Genomic DNA, 17,696 nt, shown 5'->3' with positions numbered 1-17,696 from the left:
CGAACGTCCGTTATCCCAGATGACTGCCAATTGCGGTGAGAGCATGGCAAATACGCCACACTCGTCGTTGCGCACCCGTTATAGTGAACAATCCACTAACAGGGAATAAACGGCAATCGAGAAAGTGCAAGTGGCCGGGATTCCAGGGGTTTTTACGCAGCTTCTTTCAACGGGTCGTCCGGGTCGATGCCATAGTCCTTCAGTTTGCGATAGAGAGTCGAGCGGCCGATGCCCAATTTGCGGGCAACCTGGCTCATCTGGCCATGATAGAACTTCAGGGCGAAGCGGATCAGTTCCTCCTCCACATCGGCCAGCTTGCGCACATGGCCGCCCTTGTCCACGCTGGAAATGGCGTTGTCCGGACCCGTCTCGGCGCTTGCCGGCTCGGCCGGACGGAAGTCGGGATAGACGCTCGGCAGGTGCGTTTCCGCCGGTTCGGGCGTGCGCGGCATCGCCGATTCCCAGGTGACGGCGCCGTCCTCGGAAAGGCCGTAGCCCGGAACCAGCGCGGCGATCTGCGGGAAGTCGGCGGCGGTGAGTTCTGCCCCTTCGGACAGCACGACGGCGCGGAAGATGGCGTTTTCGAGCTGGCGGATGTTGCCCGGCCAGTCATAGGCCGTCAGGAGCGCCATGGCGGCGGCGGAAACGCCGAGCGGGCGGGCCAGCTTCTGCTCGCCGGCGAAGCGCTGCACGAAGGCACGCACGAGAACCGGAATATCCTCCTTGCGCCTCCGCAGCGCGGGGATCGTCACCGGGAAGACATTCAGGCGATAGTAGAGATCCTCGCGGAAACGGCCCTCGCGCACCTCGTTGATGAGGTCGCGGTTGGTCGCCGAGACCAGGCGGACGTTCACCTTCTGCGGGAACCGGGCGCCGATCGTCTCGATCTCGCCCTGTTGCACGGCGCGCAGAAGCTTCACCTGTACTTCGAGCGGCAGGTCGCCGATCTCGTCGAGGAACAGCGTGCCGCCGTCGGCCTCCATGAACTTGCCGGTATGGCGCTCCGTCGCACCGGTGAAGGCGCCCTTCTCATGGCCGAACAGGATGCTTTCGACGAGATTGTGCGGGATCGCGCCGCAATTGACGGTGACGAAGGGTTTTTGCGCCCGGTCGCTGGCGGCCTGGATGGCGCGCGCGACCATTTCCTTGCCGACGCCCGATTCGCCCTCCAGCACCACGGGGATGTTCGACTGGGCGGCGCGGCGGCCGAGCTCGATGACGCGCAGCATTTCGGGGCTGGCAGAAACGATGTCGTCGAAATGCACGGCGTCGCTGCGACCCCGCCGCCCGCCGCGGCCGCGGCCTTCGCGCTGGTCCATCTTCAGCGCATTGCCGACCGCCACGTTCAGGCGTTCAGGCGACACCGGCTTCACCACGAAATCGAAGGCGCCGGCGCGCATCGCCATCACGACCGTCTCGATGCCGCCCTGCCCCGTCTGCACGATGACTGGAATGGTGTTCTCCCGCTCGGCAAGCGCTTCCAGGAAGGCCGAACCGTTCATTTCCGGCATCATCAGGTCGAGCAGGATCACATTGATCAGGCCGCCCTTGCGATCGAGCAGATCGAGGCCCGCACGGCCGTTTTCCGCCATATGGGCAACATGGCCGGAGCGCTCGATCATGTTCTTCAACAGCCTGCGCTGGACAGGATCATCGTCGATGACAAGAATATGGGCCGTCACTGGAACCTCCTTGCCTGAACGTGCGTCATGCACGCCAAGGGAACTCAACACCAGCGGACCATGGCAGAAAGGGTTGAACATGCCGTTTTGAGAAAGGCTTGCATTTTAACCAATGCCGACGCAAGCAAGAGGCATCCGCCCACCTGCCCGCCCCCCTGGAAGAAAGACAGACGATGACCCGATTTTCCCGCTTCTCCCGCATCGCCTTCGCGCCGGCCGACGCTGCCGCAAGCGCGGAACTGGGCGATCTTCCCGGCTGGAACCTTGCCGATCTCTATCCCTCTCAAGGCTCCCCGGAATTTCAGGGCGACATGAAGAATGCCGAAGCGGGCGCGCGCGCCTTCGAGGCGAGGTGGAAGGGCAAGCTGGACGCCGCGACGGAAAAGACCGGCGAGGAGGGCATCGGCGCGGCCGTGCGTGAATTCGAGGCGCTGGAAGACGTCATGGGCCGCCTCATCTCCTTTGCCGGCCTCACCTATTTCACCAACACGACCGAGCCGGCCAACGGCAAGTTCTATGGCGACATCCAGTCCAAGCTGACCGATCTTGGCGCCCACCTTCTGTTTTTCTCGCTTGAACTCAACAGGATAGCGGACGAGCGCATCGAGGCAGCGCTGGCGAATGACGCCCTTGCGGCGCACTACCGCCCCTGGATCGAGGACCTGCGCAAGGACAAGCCCTACCAGCTCGACGACAAGACGGAACAACTCTTCCTCGAAAAGTCGATGACCGGCGCGGCGGCCTGGAACCGCCTGTTCGACGAGACCATGGCCTCGCTGCGCTATACGATCGACGGCGAGGAGGTTCCGCTGGAGATCGCCCTCAACCAGCTCCAGTCGCCGAACCCGGACGACCGCCGGAAGGCCGCCCAAGCGCTGGCGAAGACCTTCAAGGACAATATCCGCGCCTTTACGCTGATCACCAACACGCTCGCCAAGGACAAGGAAATCTCCGACCGCTGGCGCGGTTTTTCCGACATCGCCGACAGCCGGCACCTCGCCAACCGGGTCGAGCCGGAAGTGGTCGCGGCGCTCGCGGAAGCCGTGCGCGAAGCCTATCCGCGCCTCTCGCACCGCTACTATGCGATGAAGGCGAAGTGGCTCGGAATGGAGCAGATGGAGTTCTGGGACCGCAACGCGCCCCTTCCCGAGACACCGGATGCGGTCATCCCCTGGACCGAGGCGCGCGACACCGTGCTCTCCGCCTATGGCGCCTTCGCGCCGGAAATGGCCGAGATTGCCAAGAAATTCTTCGACAAGGGCTGGATCGACGCGCCGGTGCGCCCCGGCAAGGCACCGGGCGCCTTCGCCCATCCGACGGTGCCCTCCGCGCATCCCTATGTGCTCGTCAACTATATGGGCAAGCCGCGCGACGTGATGACGCTCGCCCATGAACTCGGCCATGGCGTGCACCAGGTGCTGGCCGGCGGACAGGGCGCGCTGATGGCGTCCACCCCCCTGACGCTCGCCGAGACGGCCTCCGTCTTCGGCGAGATGCTGACCTTCCGCAGTCTCCTCGACAAGACAAAGGACAAGCGCGAGCGCAAGGCGATGCTCGCCCAGAAGGTCGAGGACATGATCAACACGGTCGTGCGCCAGATCGCCTTCTACGAGTTCGAGCGCAAAGTGCACACCGCCCGCAAGGAAGGCGAACTCACGAGCGACCAGATCGGCGAATTGTGGCTCTCCGTGCAGGAGGAAAGCCTCGGCCCGGCGATCCGGATTTCCGAAGGCTACGAGACCTACTGGGCCTATATCCCTCACTTCATCCACTCGCCCTTCTATGTCTACGCCTATGCCTTCGGCGATTGCCTGGTGAACTCGCTCTACGCCGTCTACAGCCAGGCCGAAGCCGGCTTCCAGGCGAAATATTTCGACCTCCTGAAGGCCGGCGGCACCAAGCATCACACCGAGCTTCTGAAGCCGTTCGGGCTCGATGCGAGCGATCCGTCGTTCTGGAGCAAGGGACTGTCGATGATCGAGGGGCTGATCGACGAACTGGAAGCGCTTGATAAGGCCTGACCTCGAAAAAGAAGAAGCCGCATGACCGACCGCGAACGCTTTGTGCTCCTCAGGGACGACCGCGAGGACCGGACGGTGGTTTTCGCCGAGCCGCTCAGCATCGTCACGGTGCGCGAGCGTGCCGGCTTCGAGCCGGCCTTCGTGGCCCTGCAGGCGGCGCATGACAAGGGCCACTGGATCGCCGGCTTCCTGAGCTACGAGGCCGGTCATCTCTTCGAGGAGAAACTGGCACCCTTCGCGCAAGAGAACCGCCCGACGCCGCTGATGAGCTTCGGCATCTTTGAAAAGCCGGCGGACGACCATACGCTGGCAAGGCCTCGCCAGCGCACCGAGAACGAACCCTTCCTCACCGAGCCGAAAGCCGGCTGGGATTTCGAGACCTATCGCAACCGCTTCGACCGCCTGCACCGGCACCTGAGGGAGGGCGACTGCTACCAGGCGAACCTCACCATGCCGATCCGCGCCCGCTGGACCGGCGATCCGCTCGCCGCCTTCTGGTCGCTGATCGAGCGCCAGCCCGTGCGCTACGGCGCCTTCGTCTCGCTCGACGGCCCGCTCCTCCTCTCCCGCTCGCCGGAACTCTTTTTCGACGTCGACAGGGACGGCTGGATCGAGGCCCATCCGATGAAGGGCACCGCACCGCGCGGGGCCAATGCCGCGGAAGATGCCGGGATCATCGCCGCGATGCAGGCCGATCCGAAGTCGCAGGCGGAAAACCGGATGATCGTCGATCTCCTGCGCAACGATATCTCGCGCATCACCGAGGTCGGCACGCTCCATGTGCCAAAACTCTTCGCCGTCGAGACCTATCCGACCGTGCACCAGATGGTGAGCCACGTTCGCGCGAAACTCACGCCCGGCCTCTCGATCCGCGACATTTTCGCGGCGCTCTTCCCCTGCGGCTCCATCACGGGCGCACCGAAGATGAGCGCCATGACGATCCTGCACGCGCTGGAGGACGGTCCGCGCGACGCCTATTGCGGCGCGATCGGCATGATCGCCCCCGACGGCACCATGCGCTTCAACGTGGCGATCCGCACCGTCTCCATTTTCGAAGACGGCAATGCCGTCTTCAATGTCGGCGGCGGCATCGTCTTCGATTCAACAGCCGCGGCGGAATATGACGAATGTCTCCTGAAGGCGCGTTTCGCGTTGGGGGATCAATGGATATCTCGCTGATCGAGACGCTGCGCTGGGAACCTCAAGGCGGTTTCGTGCGGCTGGAGCGGCATCTGGCACGGCTGGCGCGCTCGGCGGCGGCGCTCGGGTTGGCCGGGAGTGAGGAGGCAGAGCAGGCGTTGTTCGCTGCGCTACCCCCCTCTGCCCTGCCCGTCTTTCCCCTTCGCATCCGCCTCGAACTGTTCGCCGACGGCCGGATCGACGTGCAGGCCATCCCCTTCGCGCCCCTTGCGGCCGGCACCGTCTGGCGCCTCAAAATCGCCGACACCCGGCTTTCCTCCGCCGATCCCTTGCTGCGCCACAAGACCTCGCGCCGCGCCGACTATGCCGCGGCCCGCGCCGAGTTCCCCGCGGCAGACGCCGACGAGGTCCTTCTTCTCAACGAAGACGGCGCGCTTTGCGAGGGCACCATCACCTCACTCTTCCTCGACGACCGCACCGGCATCCTCAAGACGCCGCCGCTCGCCTCGGGGCTGCTCGCGGGCGTGCTGCGGGAGGAGCTGCTGGAAAGCGGCAAGGCCGTCGAACAGATCCTGCGGCCGGAAGACCTCGCCCAAGGCTCGGTCTTCGTCGGCAATTCCCTGCGCGGGCTGATCCGGGGCGATTTGACATGAAGCAGCCGGCCTACACGCCCTACGACGGCTCCGCCCGTCTCTTCACCATCGGCCTCGGCCCGCTCGACCCCGCTCGCTGGATCGAACCGGACGGCGATCTCGAACGCTACCTTCTCGAAAAGGACCGGCTGATCGCCGACCAGCGCGACGTCGTCTTCGTGGAGGAGGCCGGAACGCGCGAAGCGCAACGGGAAGTCCTGGAACTCCTTGCCGAGCACATCACGGCACGACATCCGTCCTTCTATCGCCGTGAGGGATCGGCGGTCGTCGCCGGGGCGCGCAGCGTCGATCTCGATACCGGCGAAGCTCCGCTCGTCACGGCCGGCGCGCTGGTGCAGGACGACCTCGTGCTGATGCGGCGCGACGACAGCGGCTGGCGGCTCGTCGCCGGCTATGTCGCCTTCCCCTCCTCCTGGTCGCTGCCGGAAAAGTTCGGGCGAAGGATGGAGGATATCCACGCGCCGGTGCCGGATTTCGGCGAGGGCACGCGCAACGCGCTGCTGATCAACCGTATGTTCGACAATCTCAAGGTCGAGCAGCCCGTCTTCCGCTTCAACTGGTCGATCAACCCGGATGCCGACCTGCACTATCCGGCGTCCAAGGCGCATGGTGCCCTGCCCGACGGGCACGCGTTGTCGCTCGAAACCACCTTCGCCCGCGTCGAGCGCCACACCCTGCGCAAGCTGCCGGTCTCCGGCGACATCCTCTTCACCATCCGCATCTACACCGATCCGCTCGCCGCGCTGCGCACGCTGCCGGATGCGCGGAGGGTCGCGGCCGTCTTCGCCGACCAGCTCGTGGCACTCACCCTGCCGCAGGCCGCCTACAAGGGGCTCGCCACGAAAAGGGCGGCGCTGGTGGCGGAATTGCGGGCGGTTGCGGCCGGTTAAGAATATCGCGACGGAAAACCGGGGCCACCCTTTATTGTGACAGAAAACTGTGCTCTAGCGCTGCCATATTATGCTATGGGGGCCGTCGCGGCCCTGATTTTACAGCAAAGCGGCCGTCCGCAGGAGAACCAAATGGCAGACAGCACCTATCCGGTTTATGGCGAGATCACCGGCCCGATCGTGATGATCGGTTTCGGCTCCATCGGGCGCGGCACGCTGCCGCTGATCGAGCGCCACTTCAAGTACGACCGGAACCGGCTGATCGTCATCGAGCCGCGCGAAGACGCCGCCGACGCGGAGATCTACGCCCGCCACGGCGTGCGCCACGTCAAGGCGCATGTCACCAAGGAGAACTACAAGGACCTCCTCAAGCCGCTTCTGACGGAAGGCGGCGGCCAGGGCTTCTGCGTCAACCTCTCCGTCGACACGGGCTCCGTCGACCTGATCAAGCTCTGCCGCAAGCTCGACGTGCTCTATATCGACACGGTCGTCGAGCCCTGGCTCGGCTTCTATTTCGACAAGGGCATGAAGAACGCCGACCGCACCAACTATGCGCTGCGCGAGACGCTGCGCAAGGAGAAGGAAAAGCACCCGGGCGGCACGACGGCCGTTTCCACCTGCGGCGCCAATCCGGGCATGGTTTCCTGGTTCGTCAAGCAGGCGCTGGTGAACCTTGCCAAGGACCTCGGCGTCAAGTTCGAGGAGCCGACGCAGGACGACCGCGAAGGCTGGGCCAAGCTGATGAAGAAGGTCGGCGTCAAGGGCGTGCACATCGCCGAGCGCGACACCCAGCGCACGAAGAACCCGAAGCCGTTCAACACCTTCTGGAACACCTGGTCGGTCGAGGGCTTCATCTCGGAAGGCCTGCAGCCGGCCGAACTCGGCTGGGGCACCCATGAGAACTGGGTGCCGAAGAACGCCAAGAAGCACAAGAAAGGCTGCAAGGCCGCGATCTACCTGGAGCAGCCCGGCGCCAACACGCGCGTGCGCTCCTGGTGCCCGACGCCCGGCCCGCAATACGGCTTCCTCGTCACCCATAACGAATCGATCTCGATCGCCGACTTCTTCACGGTGCGCGACAAGGACGGCCACGTCACCTACCGCCCGACCTGCCACTACGCCTACCACCCGGCCAACGACGCCGTGATCTCGCTGCACGAGATGTTCGGTAATGGCGGCAACCAGCAGCCGGTGCTGCATGTTCTCGACGAGAACGAACTGGTCGACGGCGTCGACGAGCTCGGCGTGCTCCTCTACGGCCACGACAAGAACGCCTACTGGTACGGTTCGCGCCTGTCGCTGGAGGAAACCCGCCGCATCGCCCCCTACCAGAACGCTACGGGCCTGCAGGTGACCTCCGCCGTGCTCGCCGGCATGGTCTGGGCGCTGGAAAACCCGAAGGCCGGCATCGTGGAAGCCGACGAGGTCGACTACAAGCGCTGCCTCGAAGTGCAGACGCCCTATCTCGGCCCGGTCGAAGGCCACTATACCGACTGGACCCCGCTCGACGGTCGCCCGGGCCTCTTCCCGGAAGACCTCGACGCCAAGGATCCGTGGCAGTTCAGGAATATCCTGGTCCGTTGAACGGGCTTTCACGCCCTGAGGGGACGCCCTCGGCAGACCCGCGGGCGTCTTCGCTTTCAATGGGATAATGGCCGTCGCCCCGGCCGCGCGTCTTGCTTTCGACGTCTCTTCGCGGCATGGTCTGCCGGAATGGACGGGTGGTTCGCGCCGCCGTGACCTTGGGAGACCCATATGAAGCCGATCACAGTCCTCAGCCTGCTGACCGCCGCCGTCGCGCTCGCCGCCTGCCAGTCGGGCCGCGCGCCGCGCGATCTGCCCGTCGTCCAGCAGCCTGCGGCGCAGGGCGTGGAAGGCGCATGGGTGGACCCGAACGGCATCGTCTCCACGTTCCAGGCCGGCACGTTCACGACGCGCACGACGGATACGAACCAGCTTCTCGCCTCCGGCACCTACATCAACACCTCGCCGACGCTGGTCGAGATCAACATGACCTCGCTGGTGCGCAACACCCAGTCCAAGGTCAATTGCGCGCTGGTCAGCCAGAGCCAGCTCAACTGCACGACGGCCGAGGGCGCGCAGTTCTCGCTCGCCCGACGCGCCTGAGCGAACGGCAGGTTTCCGGAAAGGCCCGCAAAGGCCCTTTTTTCGTTTCGGCTCATAAGCATGCGCGGCCTGCGGCCCTTCTTCTTTTCTCTTGAACTCCTCCGCGACCGGTGAAAACATCCGCCGGCCGGCTGTCATGTTTCCGGTCTATCGAGAAACGGAACGCCCCTCCCGCGCCACCGCGGGCAAACAAGGAGAAGAGGACCATGACGTTTTTCCGATCCGGCCTTCTGGCCGCCTCCATCATCGCGCTCTCCAGCGGCTCGGCGCTTGCCGATTATGAGCTGAACATCCTGCATATCAACGACCTGCATTCGCGCATCGAGGCGATCAACAAGTTCGATTCGACCTGCTCGGCCGAAGAGGAAGGCAAGGGCGAGTGCTTCGGCGGCGTGGCGCGCCTGAAGACGGCAATCGATACCCAGCGCCAGGCGCTGACCGGCAAGAACGTTCTGCTGCTGAACGCCGGCGACAACTTCCAGGGCTCGCTCTTCTACACTACCTACAAGGGCGCGGTGGAGGCCGAGTTCCTCAACCTCATGAAGTTCGACGCCATGACCGTCGGCAACCATGAATTCGACGACAGCGAGGACGGCCTCGCCACCTTCCTCGACAAGGTCGCGTTCCCGGTCGTCACCGCGAATGTCGCGGCCAGCGCAAGCTCGAAGATCGGCGACCGGATCAAGCCCTTCATCGTCCTGAACCAGGGCGGCCAGGGGATCGGCATCGTCGGCGCCGTCGCCAACGACACGGCGGAACTTTCCTCGCCCGGCCCGAACGTCCTGATCGGCGACGACGTCGCCGATATCACGGCGGCGATCGCCGAACTGAAGAAGCAGGGCGTCAACAAGATCATCGCGCTGACCCATGTCGGCTATCCACGCGACCTGGCGGCCATCGCCAAGATCCCCGACGTGGACGTGGTGGTCGGCGGCCACACCAACACCTTCCTTTCCAACACTTCGGACAAGGCGGAAGGCCCCTACCCGACGCTGGTCGACAATCCCGGCGGCTACAAGGTGCCCGTCGTGCAGGCCGCGGCCTACTCCAAATATCTCGGAAATCTCAGGGTCGTCTTCGACGACGCGGGCGTCGTGAAGGAAGCCTCCGGCGAGCCGATCCTCATCGACAGCTCCATCAAGCCCGACGAGGCGGTGCTTGCCCGCATCAAGGAACTCGGCGGCCCGATCGAGGAGCTGAAGAACAAGATCGTCGCCGAGAGCGCGGCGCCCATCGACGGCTCGCGCGAAGTGTGCCGTGCGGCCGAATGCGCCATGGGCAACCTGGTGGCCGACGCCATCCTCGACCGCACCAAGAGCCAGGGCATGACGATCGCCATCACCAATGGCGGGGGGCTGCGCGCCTCCATCGACGGCGGCCCGGTCTCGATGGGCGAAGTGCTGTCGGTGCTGCCCTTCCAGAACACGGTCGCGACCTTCCAGCTCAAAGGCTCCGACCTCATCGCCGCCCTCGAAAACGGCCTCGGCCAGATCGAGGAAGGCGCCGGCCGCTTCCCCCAGGTCTCCGGCATGAAATATTCCTTCGACAAGTCGAAGCCGGCCGGCAGCCGCGTCGTCTCCGTCGAGGTGAAGGAGGGCAACGCCTTCGTGCCGCTCGACGCGGCCAAGACCTATGGCGTCGTCTCCAACAACTACATGCGCGCAGGCGGCGACGGCTATTCCGTCTTCGCCACCGCCGGCATGAACGCCTACGATTTCGGCCCCAACCTCGAACTGGTCGTCGCCGACTATCTCGCCGCGCACCGCCCCTACCAGCCCTATACGGACGGCCGCATCACGGAAATCGCCGATGCCACGGTCGTCGAGACCCCGGCAACCACGGAGACGGAGACCGCAGCCAGCACCGAGATCAAGCCCGCCGCAGGCGAGACGGCAACCGCGACGGACACGGCTACCAAGTCGGCCGAGGGCGCGGCAACTTCCGGCGAGGCCGCATCGGACACCGCCACCACGACCACGACGGCCGAAACCACGACGGTGGCCGCCGGCAGCACGCATGTCATCGTCCGCGGCGACACGCTCTGGGATATCGCCAAGGCCGCCTATGGCGACGGCACGCTGTGGCGCAGGATCGCGGAAGCCAACGGCAATCCGCGCCCGCGCGCCCTGCATGTCGGCACGGAGCTGTCCATCCCGACCAAATAAGGACAATTTGTCTCCACTATTTCTGCCGGCCCGGGCTTTCCCGGGCCGGCATTTCTTTTTAGAACGGTTCTGAGCCGACCGGGCTCGCGTCCGCATGTGCAAGACGACGAAGCCCGAGAGCAATCAACCCCATCCCGCACGCCGAGGACCTCCCCATGCAGCACATCGCCGCCAAGCCCGCCGACCACGCGCCCGTCAAGCACGGCAAGGTCGGCGTGCTGCTGGTCAATCTCGGCACGCCCGACGGGACCGACTACACCTCGATGCGTCGCTACCTGAAGGAATTCCTGACCGACAAGCGCGTCATCGAATGGCCGCGCATCGCCTGGTATCCGATCCTGTTCGGCATCGTGCTCAACACCCGCCCCGGCAAGGTCGGCAAGGCCTATGAGACGATCTGGAACAAGGACAGGAACGAGAGTTTTCTGCGCACCTATACGCGCAGCCAGGCCGAGCTGATGGCGAAATCCTTCGCCGGTCAGCCCGATGTCGTCATCGACTGGGCGATGCGCTACGGCCAGCCCTCCATCGCCGCGCGCATGGAATCCCTGCAGAAGGCGGGCTGCGAGCGCATCCTCGTCTTCCCGCTCTATCCGCAATATGCGGCGGCGACGACGGCGACCGTCAACGACAAGGCCTTCGAGGCGCTCCTGAAGATGCGCTGGCAGCCGGCCCTGCGCACCGTGCCGCCCTATCACGACGATCCGGCCTATATCGACGCGCTCGCCGTCTCGATCGAAAAGCACCTGGCGACGCTCGACTGGGAGCCGGAGCGGGTGCTCACCTCCTTCCACGGCATTCCCAAGAGCTATTTCGACAAGGGCGACCCCTATTACTGCCAGTGCCAGAAGACCGCGCGGCTGCTGCGCGAACGGCTCGGCTGGTCGAAGGAGAAACTTCTCGTCACCTTCCAGTCCCGCTTCGGACCGGAGGAATGGCTGCAGCCCTATACGGACAAGACCGTGGAAAAGCTGGCGCAGGAGGGCATCAAGCGCATCGCCGTCATCAATCCCGGCTTCGTCTCCGACTGCCTGGAGACGCTGGAGGAGATCGCCGAACAGGCCGCAGAAAGCTTCCTGCACAATGGCGGCGAGAAGTTCGCGCACATTCCCTGTCTCAACGATTCGCCCGAAGGCATGGCGGTTCTCGAAAAGGTCGTGCGGCGCGAGCTTTCCGGCTGGGTCTGATCCCGGATATATCTTGCCTTCGTCCAAATAGACTGGCGTTGCGGCCCGTATTCCTTACAGTGGCGCGGCGCCGCGTTGTCTGTTGGAGAAAAGAACTATGGATTTGGCCGGACTGGATATCGTCGTCATCGCCCTCGTGGTGCTGGTCATCCTCATCCTCTTTGCCGGGATCAAGACGATCCCGCAGGGCTATCAGTACACGGTGGAGCGCTTCGGCCGCTATACGCGCACGCTGGAGCCCGGCCTCAACCTCATCATCCCCTTCATCGACCGCATCGGCGCGAAGATGAACGTGATGGAACAGGTGCTCGACATCCCCACGCAGGAGGTCATCACCCGCGACAATGCGAGCGTTTCGGCAGACGGCGTCGCCTTCTACCAGATCCTCAATGCGGCGCAGGCCGCCTACCAGGTCGCCCATCTGGAAAACGCCATCCTCAACCTCACCATGACCAATATCCGTTCGGTCATGGGTTCGATGGACCTGGACGAGCTTCTGTCCAACCGCGACGTGATCAATGACAAGCTGCTGCGCGTCGTCGACGAGGCGGCCAATCCCTGGGGCATCAAGATCACCCGCGTCGAGATCAAGGACATCGCCCCGCCGAAGGACCTGGTCGATTCGATGGGCCGGCAGATGAAGGCGGAGCGCGAAAAGCGCGCGCAGGTTCTTGAAGCCGAGGGGGCCCGCAACGCACAGATCCTGCGCGCCGAAGGCGCCAAGCAGTCGGCGATCCTTGAGGCAGAAGGTCAGCGCGAGGCCGCCTTCCGCGACGCCGAAGCCCGCGAGCGCCTTGCGGAAGCCGAAGCCAAGGCGACGAAAATGGTCTCGGAAGCCATCGCCGCCGGCAACGTGCAGGCGATCAACTACTTCGTCGCCCAGAAATACACCGAAGCCATGGCCGCCATCGGCAAGGCGCCGAACTCGAAGATCGTGCTGATGCCGATGGAGGCCTCCTCGCTCGTCGGATCGCTGGGCGGCATCGGCGCCATCGCAAGGGAAGTCTTTGGCGACGGCGGCTCCTCGCAGACCGCGGGCACGCCGCGCACGCGCCAGTCGACACCGGCCACGACCACCACCGCCTCGACGTCCGCCTTCCGCAACCCGTTCGATACGTCGCAGGGAAGCTGAGCATGATCCAGCGCATCGTCACGGAACTCGGTCCCTGGGCCTGGTGGGTGCTCGGCATCGTGCTCCTCATCCTCGAAGTGATGATGCCCGGCGTCTTCCTCGTCTGGATCGGCATCGCGGCGATCGTCACCGGCGCCCTCTCGCTGCTTCTGTGGGACGCGGCGTTCTGGACCTGGCATGCGCAATGGCTGGCCTTCGCCGCACTGTCGCTGGTGGCCGTGCTGATCGGCCGGCGCATCGTCAAGACGCGCGGCCAGACCTCCGACCAGCCGCATCTCAACCAGCGCGGCCAGAGCCTCGTCGGCCGCACCGCGACGCTGGAACAGCCGATCACCGAAGGCCGCGGCCGTATCCGGCTGGACGACACGATGTGGAGCGTGCAGGGTCCGGACCTTCCGGTCGGCGCGCGCGTGCGCGTCACGGCGAGCAACGGCCGCGATCTGACGGTCGAGGCCGCCTAGTCAAACAAAACCCCCGCATTTCCGGAAATACGGGGGTTTGAGCTTTATGCTTGTGGATGCGCCGGTCAGGCGACGCCGATGCGCAGCAGGTCGTGGAAGTGCACGACGCCGACCGGACGGAAGGTCTCGTCGGTGACGATCAGCGCGGAAATGTTGTACTGGTTCAGCAGGCCGAGCGCGGCAGTCGCCAGCGTCGTCGGCTTCACCGTCTTGGGCGCCCGCGTCATGATCTCGTCGACGCTGAGTTCGGCGAGGTTGCGCGACAGGTTGCGCGCAATGTCGCCGTCCGTGACGATGCCGACGAGGATGCCCTCGTCATTGACGACGCCGACGCAGCCGTAGCGCTTCTGCGACAGGAGCAGCACGGCATCCGGCATCGAGGTGCCGAGGGGAACGAGCGGCATGTTCTCGCCGCTGTGCATGATGTCGCCGACATGGGAAAGGCTGGCGCCGAGCTTGCCGCCGGGATGGAAGGTCTTGAAATCCGTCGCGGTGAAGCCGCGGGCTTCGAGGAGCGCGACCGCGAGCGCATCGCCGAGCGACAGTTGCATCAGCGTGGAGGTGGTGGGCGCCAGGCCGTGCGGACAAGCTTCCTGCTCCTTCGGCAGCAGCAGCAGCGTATCCGCCTCGCGGGCAAGGGCCGAGCGCTCGCCCGACGTGATGGCGATCAGCGGGATGGAGAAGCGGCGGGAATAGGAGACGATGCCCTGCAATTCGGCCGTCTCGCCGCTCCAGGACATGGCGAGGATGACATCGTCACGGCCGATCATGCCGAGATCGCCGTGATTGGCCTCGACGGGATGCACGAAGAAGGACGGCGTGCCGGTGGAAGCGAGCGTCGCGGCGATCTTCGCCCCGATATGCCCCGACTTGCCGATGCCCGTCACGATGACGCGGCCGCTGATGTCGCCGATGACGCGGACAGCTTCGCAGAACGCGTCGAAAAGCCGCCCCTGCAGCGCCGCCGAAAGAGCGGTAAGGCCGGCCATTTCCGTTTCAACGGTGCGGATTGCCGTGGCGATGGCGCCGGCACTGTCAACTTTTGCCTGTCTTTTGATCATGCGCCTCGTTAGCGCTTTTGCATTCCCCTGTCCATGCACGAAAGAAAGCAGATTGTTACGGCGAGTGACTTTGCCGCCGGCGGTCACGCGCCGGGCGATTTCACCATTTCACGCGGAAGCCGGCCTAAATGCCATAAGCATGGAGCCGGCTTGTCAGGCCGCGGGCATTTCGCCATGTGGCGTCACGGACCAGCCGTCCGCAACGACACGCCTTCCGCCCTCCAGCGAAAATACATAGCCGAACGCATCGTTTCCGTTGACAAGGGTGCGGCTGGCGGCAACCGATCGCAGGTCCGACCTGGCTGTCGAGATAGAAGCCTTCCGTCCCATACCTGTTAACGATGATTGAAAAAATGTTCGGGCGGAAAAGGGCGCGCCCAAAAGCGCATTTTCAGGGCTTCACCATCTGTTAACCATAAACTAACCCTTCGCCAATAGAGTGTAGGCGAGCACAAGGGCGCGAAGAACAGCGATATTTTTCAAAGGCTTGCTCGCTAGAGCCCATGCACGCACACAGCGCCGGGCGTTCCGCTCGCCCGAAAGATCGAAAAGGTTCGCAGGCCGCAATCATGGCAGAGGCAAAAGCAAGAGATCACGAAGCGGCGGTGCCGCGCCCGGCATGGCGCCTGGCCGGTCTTCTGCTTGCCGGCACCGTGCTTGCCGGCGCGCCCGCCGTTGCCCAGCAGCGAACGGTGAGCGAGACCCCGACATTCCAGGAGCCGTTGAATCCCCTCGTCGAGAACGCCGGGAACGGCGCGGCGGACGCAGCGACAGGGCTGCCGGGCGCCGAGACGACGGCATCGATCGACGGCTCCATCGACCCGGCCCTGACGGGCGACCAGGCCGACGCGCTCGCCGAGACCGCGCGCGACAACGAAGCCGTCCGGCGCTCGGCTCGCGATGGCGAGCGGCTGAACCTGCGGGAAGGCGGCCCGGAAACGGCCCGGAGCGAACTCACCGATCCCTATCAGCCACCCGGCATTCGCGTCGGCACGTTCCTGCTCCGGCCCTCGATCACCCAGAGCATCGGCCATGAACGCACAAAATCCGGCAGCACGACCAGCCGGACCTATTGGCAGACCGGCTTTCGCGGCTCGCTGACCTCCGACTGGGCACGCCACCAACTGACCATCGACGCCGAGGGCATCTACCAGCGCAACATCAGCGGCACGGGAGAGACGGAACCGCAGGCGCGCATCGACAGCGACCTGCGCCTCGGCCTCAGCGACGACACCATCGCCAATCTCACCGCCGGCTACAGTTTCGAGCGCGAGGACGCGGCCGATCCCAACGCCATCGACGGCGCCAGCGCCCAGTCCGGTGTCCATAATTTCACCGCCGGCGCGCGCGTCCAGCGGGATTTCGGTGTGATCCGCGGCACGATCGGCGCGCAGATCGAGCGCGAGATCTATGGCTCGGCAAAGCTCGCCAACGGCGACAAGCTCAGCCTTTCCGACCGCAACTTCACGGAAGGCACCCTGACGGGGCGTGTCGGCTTCGAACTGTCGCCAGCGTTGATCCCCTATCTCGAAGCCTCGATCGGTCGCGCGCTCTACGACGAGGAGCGCGATTCGCTCGGCTATGAGCGCTCCCGCTCGACAATGGGCGCCCGTGCGGGCGTGGAAATCGATCTCGGCGAGAAGCTGCGCGGCGATCTCGGTATGGGCTACCGGCGCGCCGCCTTCGACGACAGCCGCCTGAAATCCATCGCCGCCCTGGCACTCGACGGCACGCTTATCTGGTCGCCGCAGCGCGGCACCGAACTCCGGCTCGGCCTCGTAACGCAGATCGAGCCGTCGACCACCGCGGGGGAAAGCGGCTATGTCGCCTATACGACCACGGCCGACCTGACGCATGAACTGCGCGAGAACGTCGTTGCGCGGCTGAGTAGCGCCTATACCTGGCGGGACTTCTCCACGTCCGGCAGCGCCGACCAGAACGTCTATCTCGTCGGCACGGGCCTCACCTGGGACCTCAACCGCCGGCTCGCCCTGACGGGCGACATCTCCTACGAACTGACCCGCCCGGCGCGCGGCACCGACACCGGCATCACGCGCGCCGGCATCGGCCTCGTCCTGCGCCGCTGACCGTTACGACAGCTTGGCGACCAACTCCTTCAGCGGGCCCTCGACGGCCGGGCGGATATCCGCACGGGCCAGCGCGAAGGCGATGTTGGCGAGGATGAAACCATCCTTGGCGCCGCAGTCGTAGGTCTCGCCGCGGAAGTGATAGGCGGCGAATTTCTGGGCGTCGGCGAGCTTCACCATGGCGTCGGTAAGCTGGATCTCGTTGCCGGCGCCGCGCTCCTGCGTGGAGAGGATCGGGAAGATTTCCGGCTGGAGGATGTAGCGGCCGTTGATGAAGAAGTTGGAGGGCGCGGTGCCCGGCGCGGGCTTCTCGACCATCTTCGTGATGGCAAAGCCCTCGCCGATCGTCTCGCCGACGCCGACGATGCCGTATTTGTGCGCCTGGTCGGGCGCGCATTCCTCGACGGCGATGATGTTGGCGCCGCTTTGCTCGAAGAGTTCCACCATGCCCTTCATGCAGCCCTTCTCCGCCTTCATGATCATGTCGGGCAGGAGCAATGCGAAAGGCTCGTTGCCGACGAGCTCGCGGGCGCACCAGACCGCGTGGCCGAGACCGAGCGGCTCCTGCTGGCGGGTAAAGCTCGTCGAGCCGGCGACCGGCAGGATGCTTTCGAGCAGCGTCAGTTCGGCGGTCTTGTTGCGCTGACGCAGCGTCTGCTCCAGTTCGACCTGGATGTCGAAATAGTCCTCGATGACCGCCTTGGAGCGGCCCGTCACGAAGATCAGGTGCTCGATGCCGGCATCCAGCGCCTCGTCCACCACATACTGGATGACGGGCTTGTCCACGATGGTCAGCATTTCCTTCGGCACGGCCTTGGTGGCCGGAAGGAAGCGGGTGCCGAGACCGGCCACTGGGAAGACTGCTTTGCGAACCTTGCGTGCCTGCGACATATTCACCTCGTTGCGCCCGTCGCCGTCATGGCCGGGACGTAGTTGTACGGGGATAGGATCCAATTGCTATTTTTTTGCGAAGGAAGACTTTTTTGCGAAGGAAGACGGGGCAAATTTTTGATGGTAAAGAATTTGTTGACTTCGTTTTTATAAGTTTTGCGTTCAGCCGATGGTTCCGCGCCATCGTACCGAAATTTGA

The 17,696-nt window shown here is 64.7% G+C and carries 14 protein-coding genes; 11 read left to right on the top strand and 3 right to left on the bottom strand.

The window, feature by feature from the left end:
- Positions 1 to 152: 152 nt before the first annotated feature.
- Entirely contained in the window at positions 153 to 1,682 is a 1,530-nt protein-coding gene (locus tag AB3G45_RS10140; RefSeq protein ID WP_367830431.1) for a sigma-54-dependent transcriptional regulator, read from the bottom strand.
- Between the two features lie 173 nt (positions 1,683 to 1,855).
- Between AB3G45_RS10140 and AB3G45_RS10135 the strand changes: the two genes are divergently transcribed.
- From AB3G45_RS10135 to AB3G45_RS10090, 10 genes are all read left to right on the top strand, one after another.
- The gene (locus AB3G45_RS10135) at positions 1,856 to 3,703 is read left to right on the top strand and encodes a M3 family oligoendopeptidase (RefSeq protein ID WP_367830430.1); all 1,848 of its coding nucleotides are present in this window, start codon (positions 1,856 to 1,858) and stop codon (positions 3,701 to 3,703) included.
- A gap of 21 nt (positions 3,704 to 3,724) precedes the next feature.
- Complete coding sequence (locus tag AB3G45_RS10130; protein ID WP_367830429.1) at positions 3,725 to 4,882, top strand: aminodeoxychorismate synthase component I; 1,158 nt, start codon at positions 3,725 to 3,727, stop codon at positions 4,880 to 4,882.
- Positions 4,867 to 5,496 carry an aminotransferase class IV family protein gene (locus AB3G45_RS10125; protein WP_367830428.1) on the top strand — a complete coding sequence of 210 codons (630 nt, stop codon included), beginning with the start codon at positions 4,867 to 4,869 and terminating at the stop codon, positions 5,494 to 5,496. Before AB3G45_RS10130 ends, AB3G45_RS10125 begins: the two co-directional genes overlap by 16 nt.
- Complete coding sequence (locus AB3G45_RS10120) at positions 5,493 to 6,386, top strand: DUF3445 domain-containing protein (protein ID WP_367830427.1); 894 nt, start codon at positions 5,493 to 5,495, stop codon at positions 6,384 to 6,386. Before AB3G45_RS10125 ends, AB3G45_RS10120 begins: the two co-directional genes overlap by 4 nt.
- A gap of 132 nt (positions 6,387 to 6,518) precedes the next feature.
- On the top strand, positions 6,519 to 7,970 hold the full coding sequence (locus tag AB3G45_RS10115; protein ID WP_367830426.1) for a homospermidine synthase: 1,452 nt from the start codon (positions 6,519 to 6,521) through the stop codon (positions 7,968 to 7,970).
- Between the two features lie 171 nt (positions 7,971 to 8,141).
- The gene (omp10, locus tag AB3G45_RS10110; protein WP_367830425.1) at positions 8,142 to 8,513 is read left to right on the top strand and encodes an outer membrane lipoprotein Omp10; all 372 of its coding nucleotides are present in this window, start codon (positions 8,142 to 8,144) and stop codon (positions 8,511 to 8,513) included.
- 206 nt (positions 8,514 to 8,719) lie between these two features.
- Positions 8,720 to 10,678 (top strand): 5'-nucleotidase C-terminal domain-containing protein, encoded by a 1,959-nt coding sequence (locus AB3G45_RS10105; RefSeq protein ID WP_367830424.1) that lies wholly within the window; start codon positions 8,720 to 8,722, stop codon positions 10,676 to 10,678.
- A gap of 155 nt (positions 10,679 to 10,833) precedes the next feature.
- Positions 10,834 to 11,865, top strand: coding sequence for a ferrochelatase (hemH, locus tag AB3G45_RS10100; RefSeq protein ID WP_367830423.1), 1,032 nt, complete (start codon positions 10,834 to 10,836; stop codon positions 11,863 to 11,865).
- Positions 11,866 to 11,962: 97 nt separating this feature from the next.
- Entirely contained in the window at positions 11,963 to 12,997 is a 1,035-nt protein-coding gene (locus tag AB3G45_RS10095; protein ID WP_162852996.1) for an SPFH domain-containing protein, read from the top strand.
- Between the two features lie 2 nt (positions 12,998 to 12,999).
- On the top strand, positions 13,000 to 13,458 hold the full coding sequence (locus AB3G45_RS10090) for an NfeD family protein (protein ID WP_367830422.1): 459 nt from the start codon (positions 13,000 to 13,002) through the stop codon (positions 13,456 to 13,458).
- Between the two features lie 65 nt (positions 13,459 to 13,523).
- Here AB3G45_RS10090 and AB3G45_RS10085 read toward each other — a convergent pair whose 3' ends face one another.
- Positions 13,524 to 14,519 (bottom strand): SIS domain-containing protein, encoded by a 996-nt coding sequence (locus tag AB3G45_RS10085; protein ID WP_367830421.1) that lies wholly within the window; start codon positions 14,517 to 14,519, stop codon positions 13,524 to 13,526.
- 569 nt (positions 14,520 to 15,088) lie between these two features.
- On the opposite strand from AB3G45_RS10085, the gene AB3G45_RS10080 reads away from it, so the two are divergent.
- Entirely contained in the window at positions 15,089 to 16,606 is a 1,518-nt protein-coding gene (locus AB3G45_RS10080) for an outer membrane beta-barrel protein (protein WP_367830420.1), read from the top strand.
- A gap of 3 nt (positions 16,607 to 16,609) precedes the next feature.
- Here the strand turns inward: AB3G45_RS10080 and galU are convergent, their stop codons facing one another.
- Positions 16,610 to 17,497 (bottom strand): UTP--glucose-1-phosphate uridylyltransferase GalU, encoded by an 888-nt coding sequence (galU, locus tag AB3G45_RS10075; protein WP_367830419.1) that lies wholly within the window; start codon positions 17,495 to 17,497, stop codon positions 16,610 to 16,612.
- Positions 17,498 to 17,696 lie beyond the last annotated feature (199 nt).

Source organism: Shinella sp. S4-D37, assembly GCF_040812195.1.
In the GTDB taxonomy this organism is placed as follows: Bacteria; Pseudomonadota; Alphaproteobacteria; order Rhizobiales; family Rhizobiaceae; genus Shinella.
The sequence above is the reverse complement of the archived record's forward strand: the minus strand, read 5'-3'. Positions and strand labels throughout refer to the sequence as shown.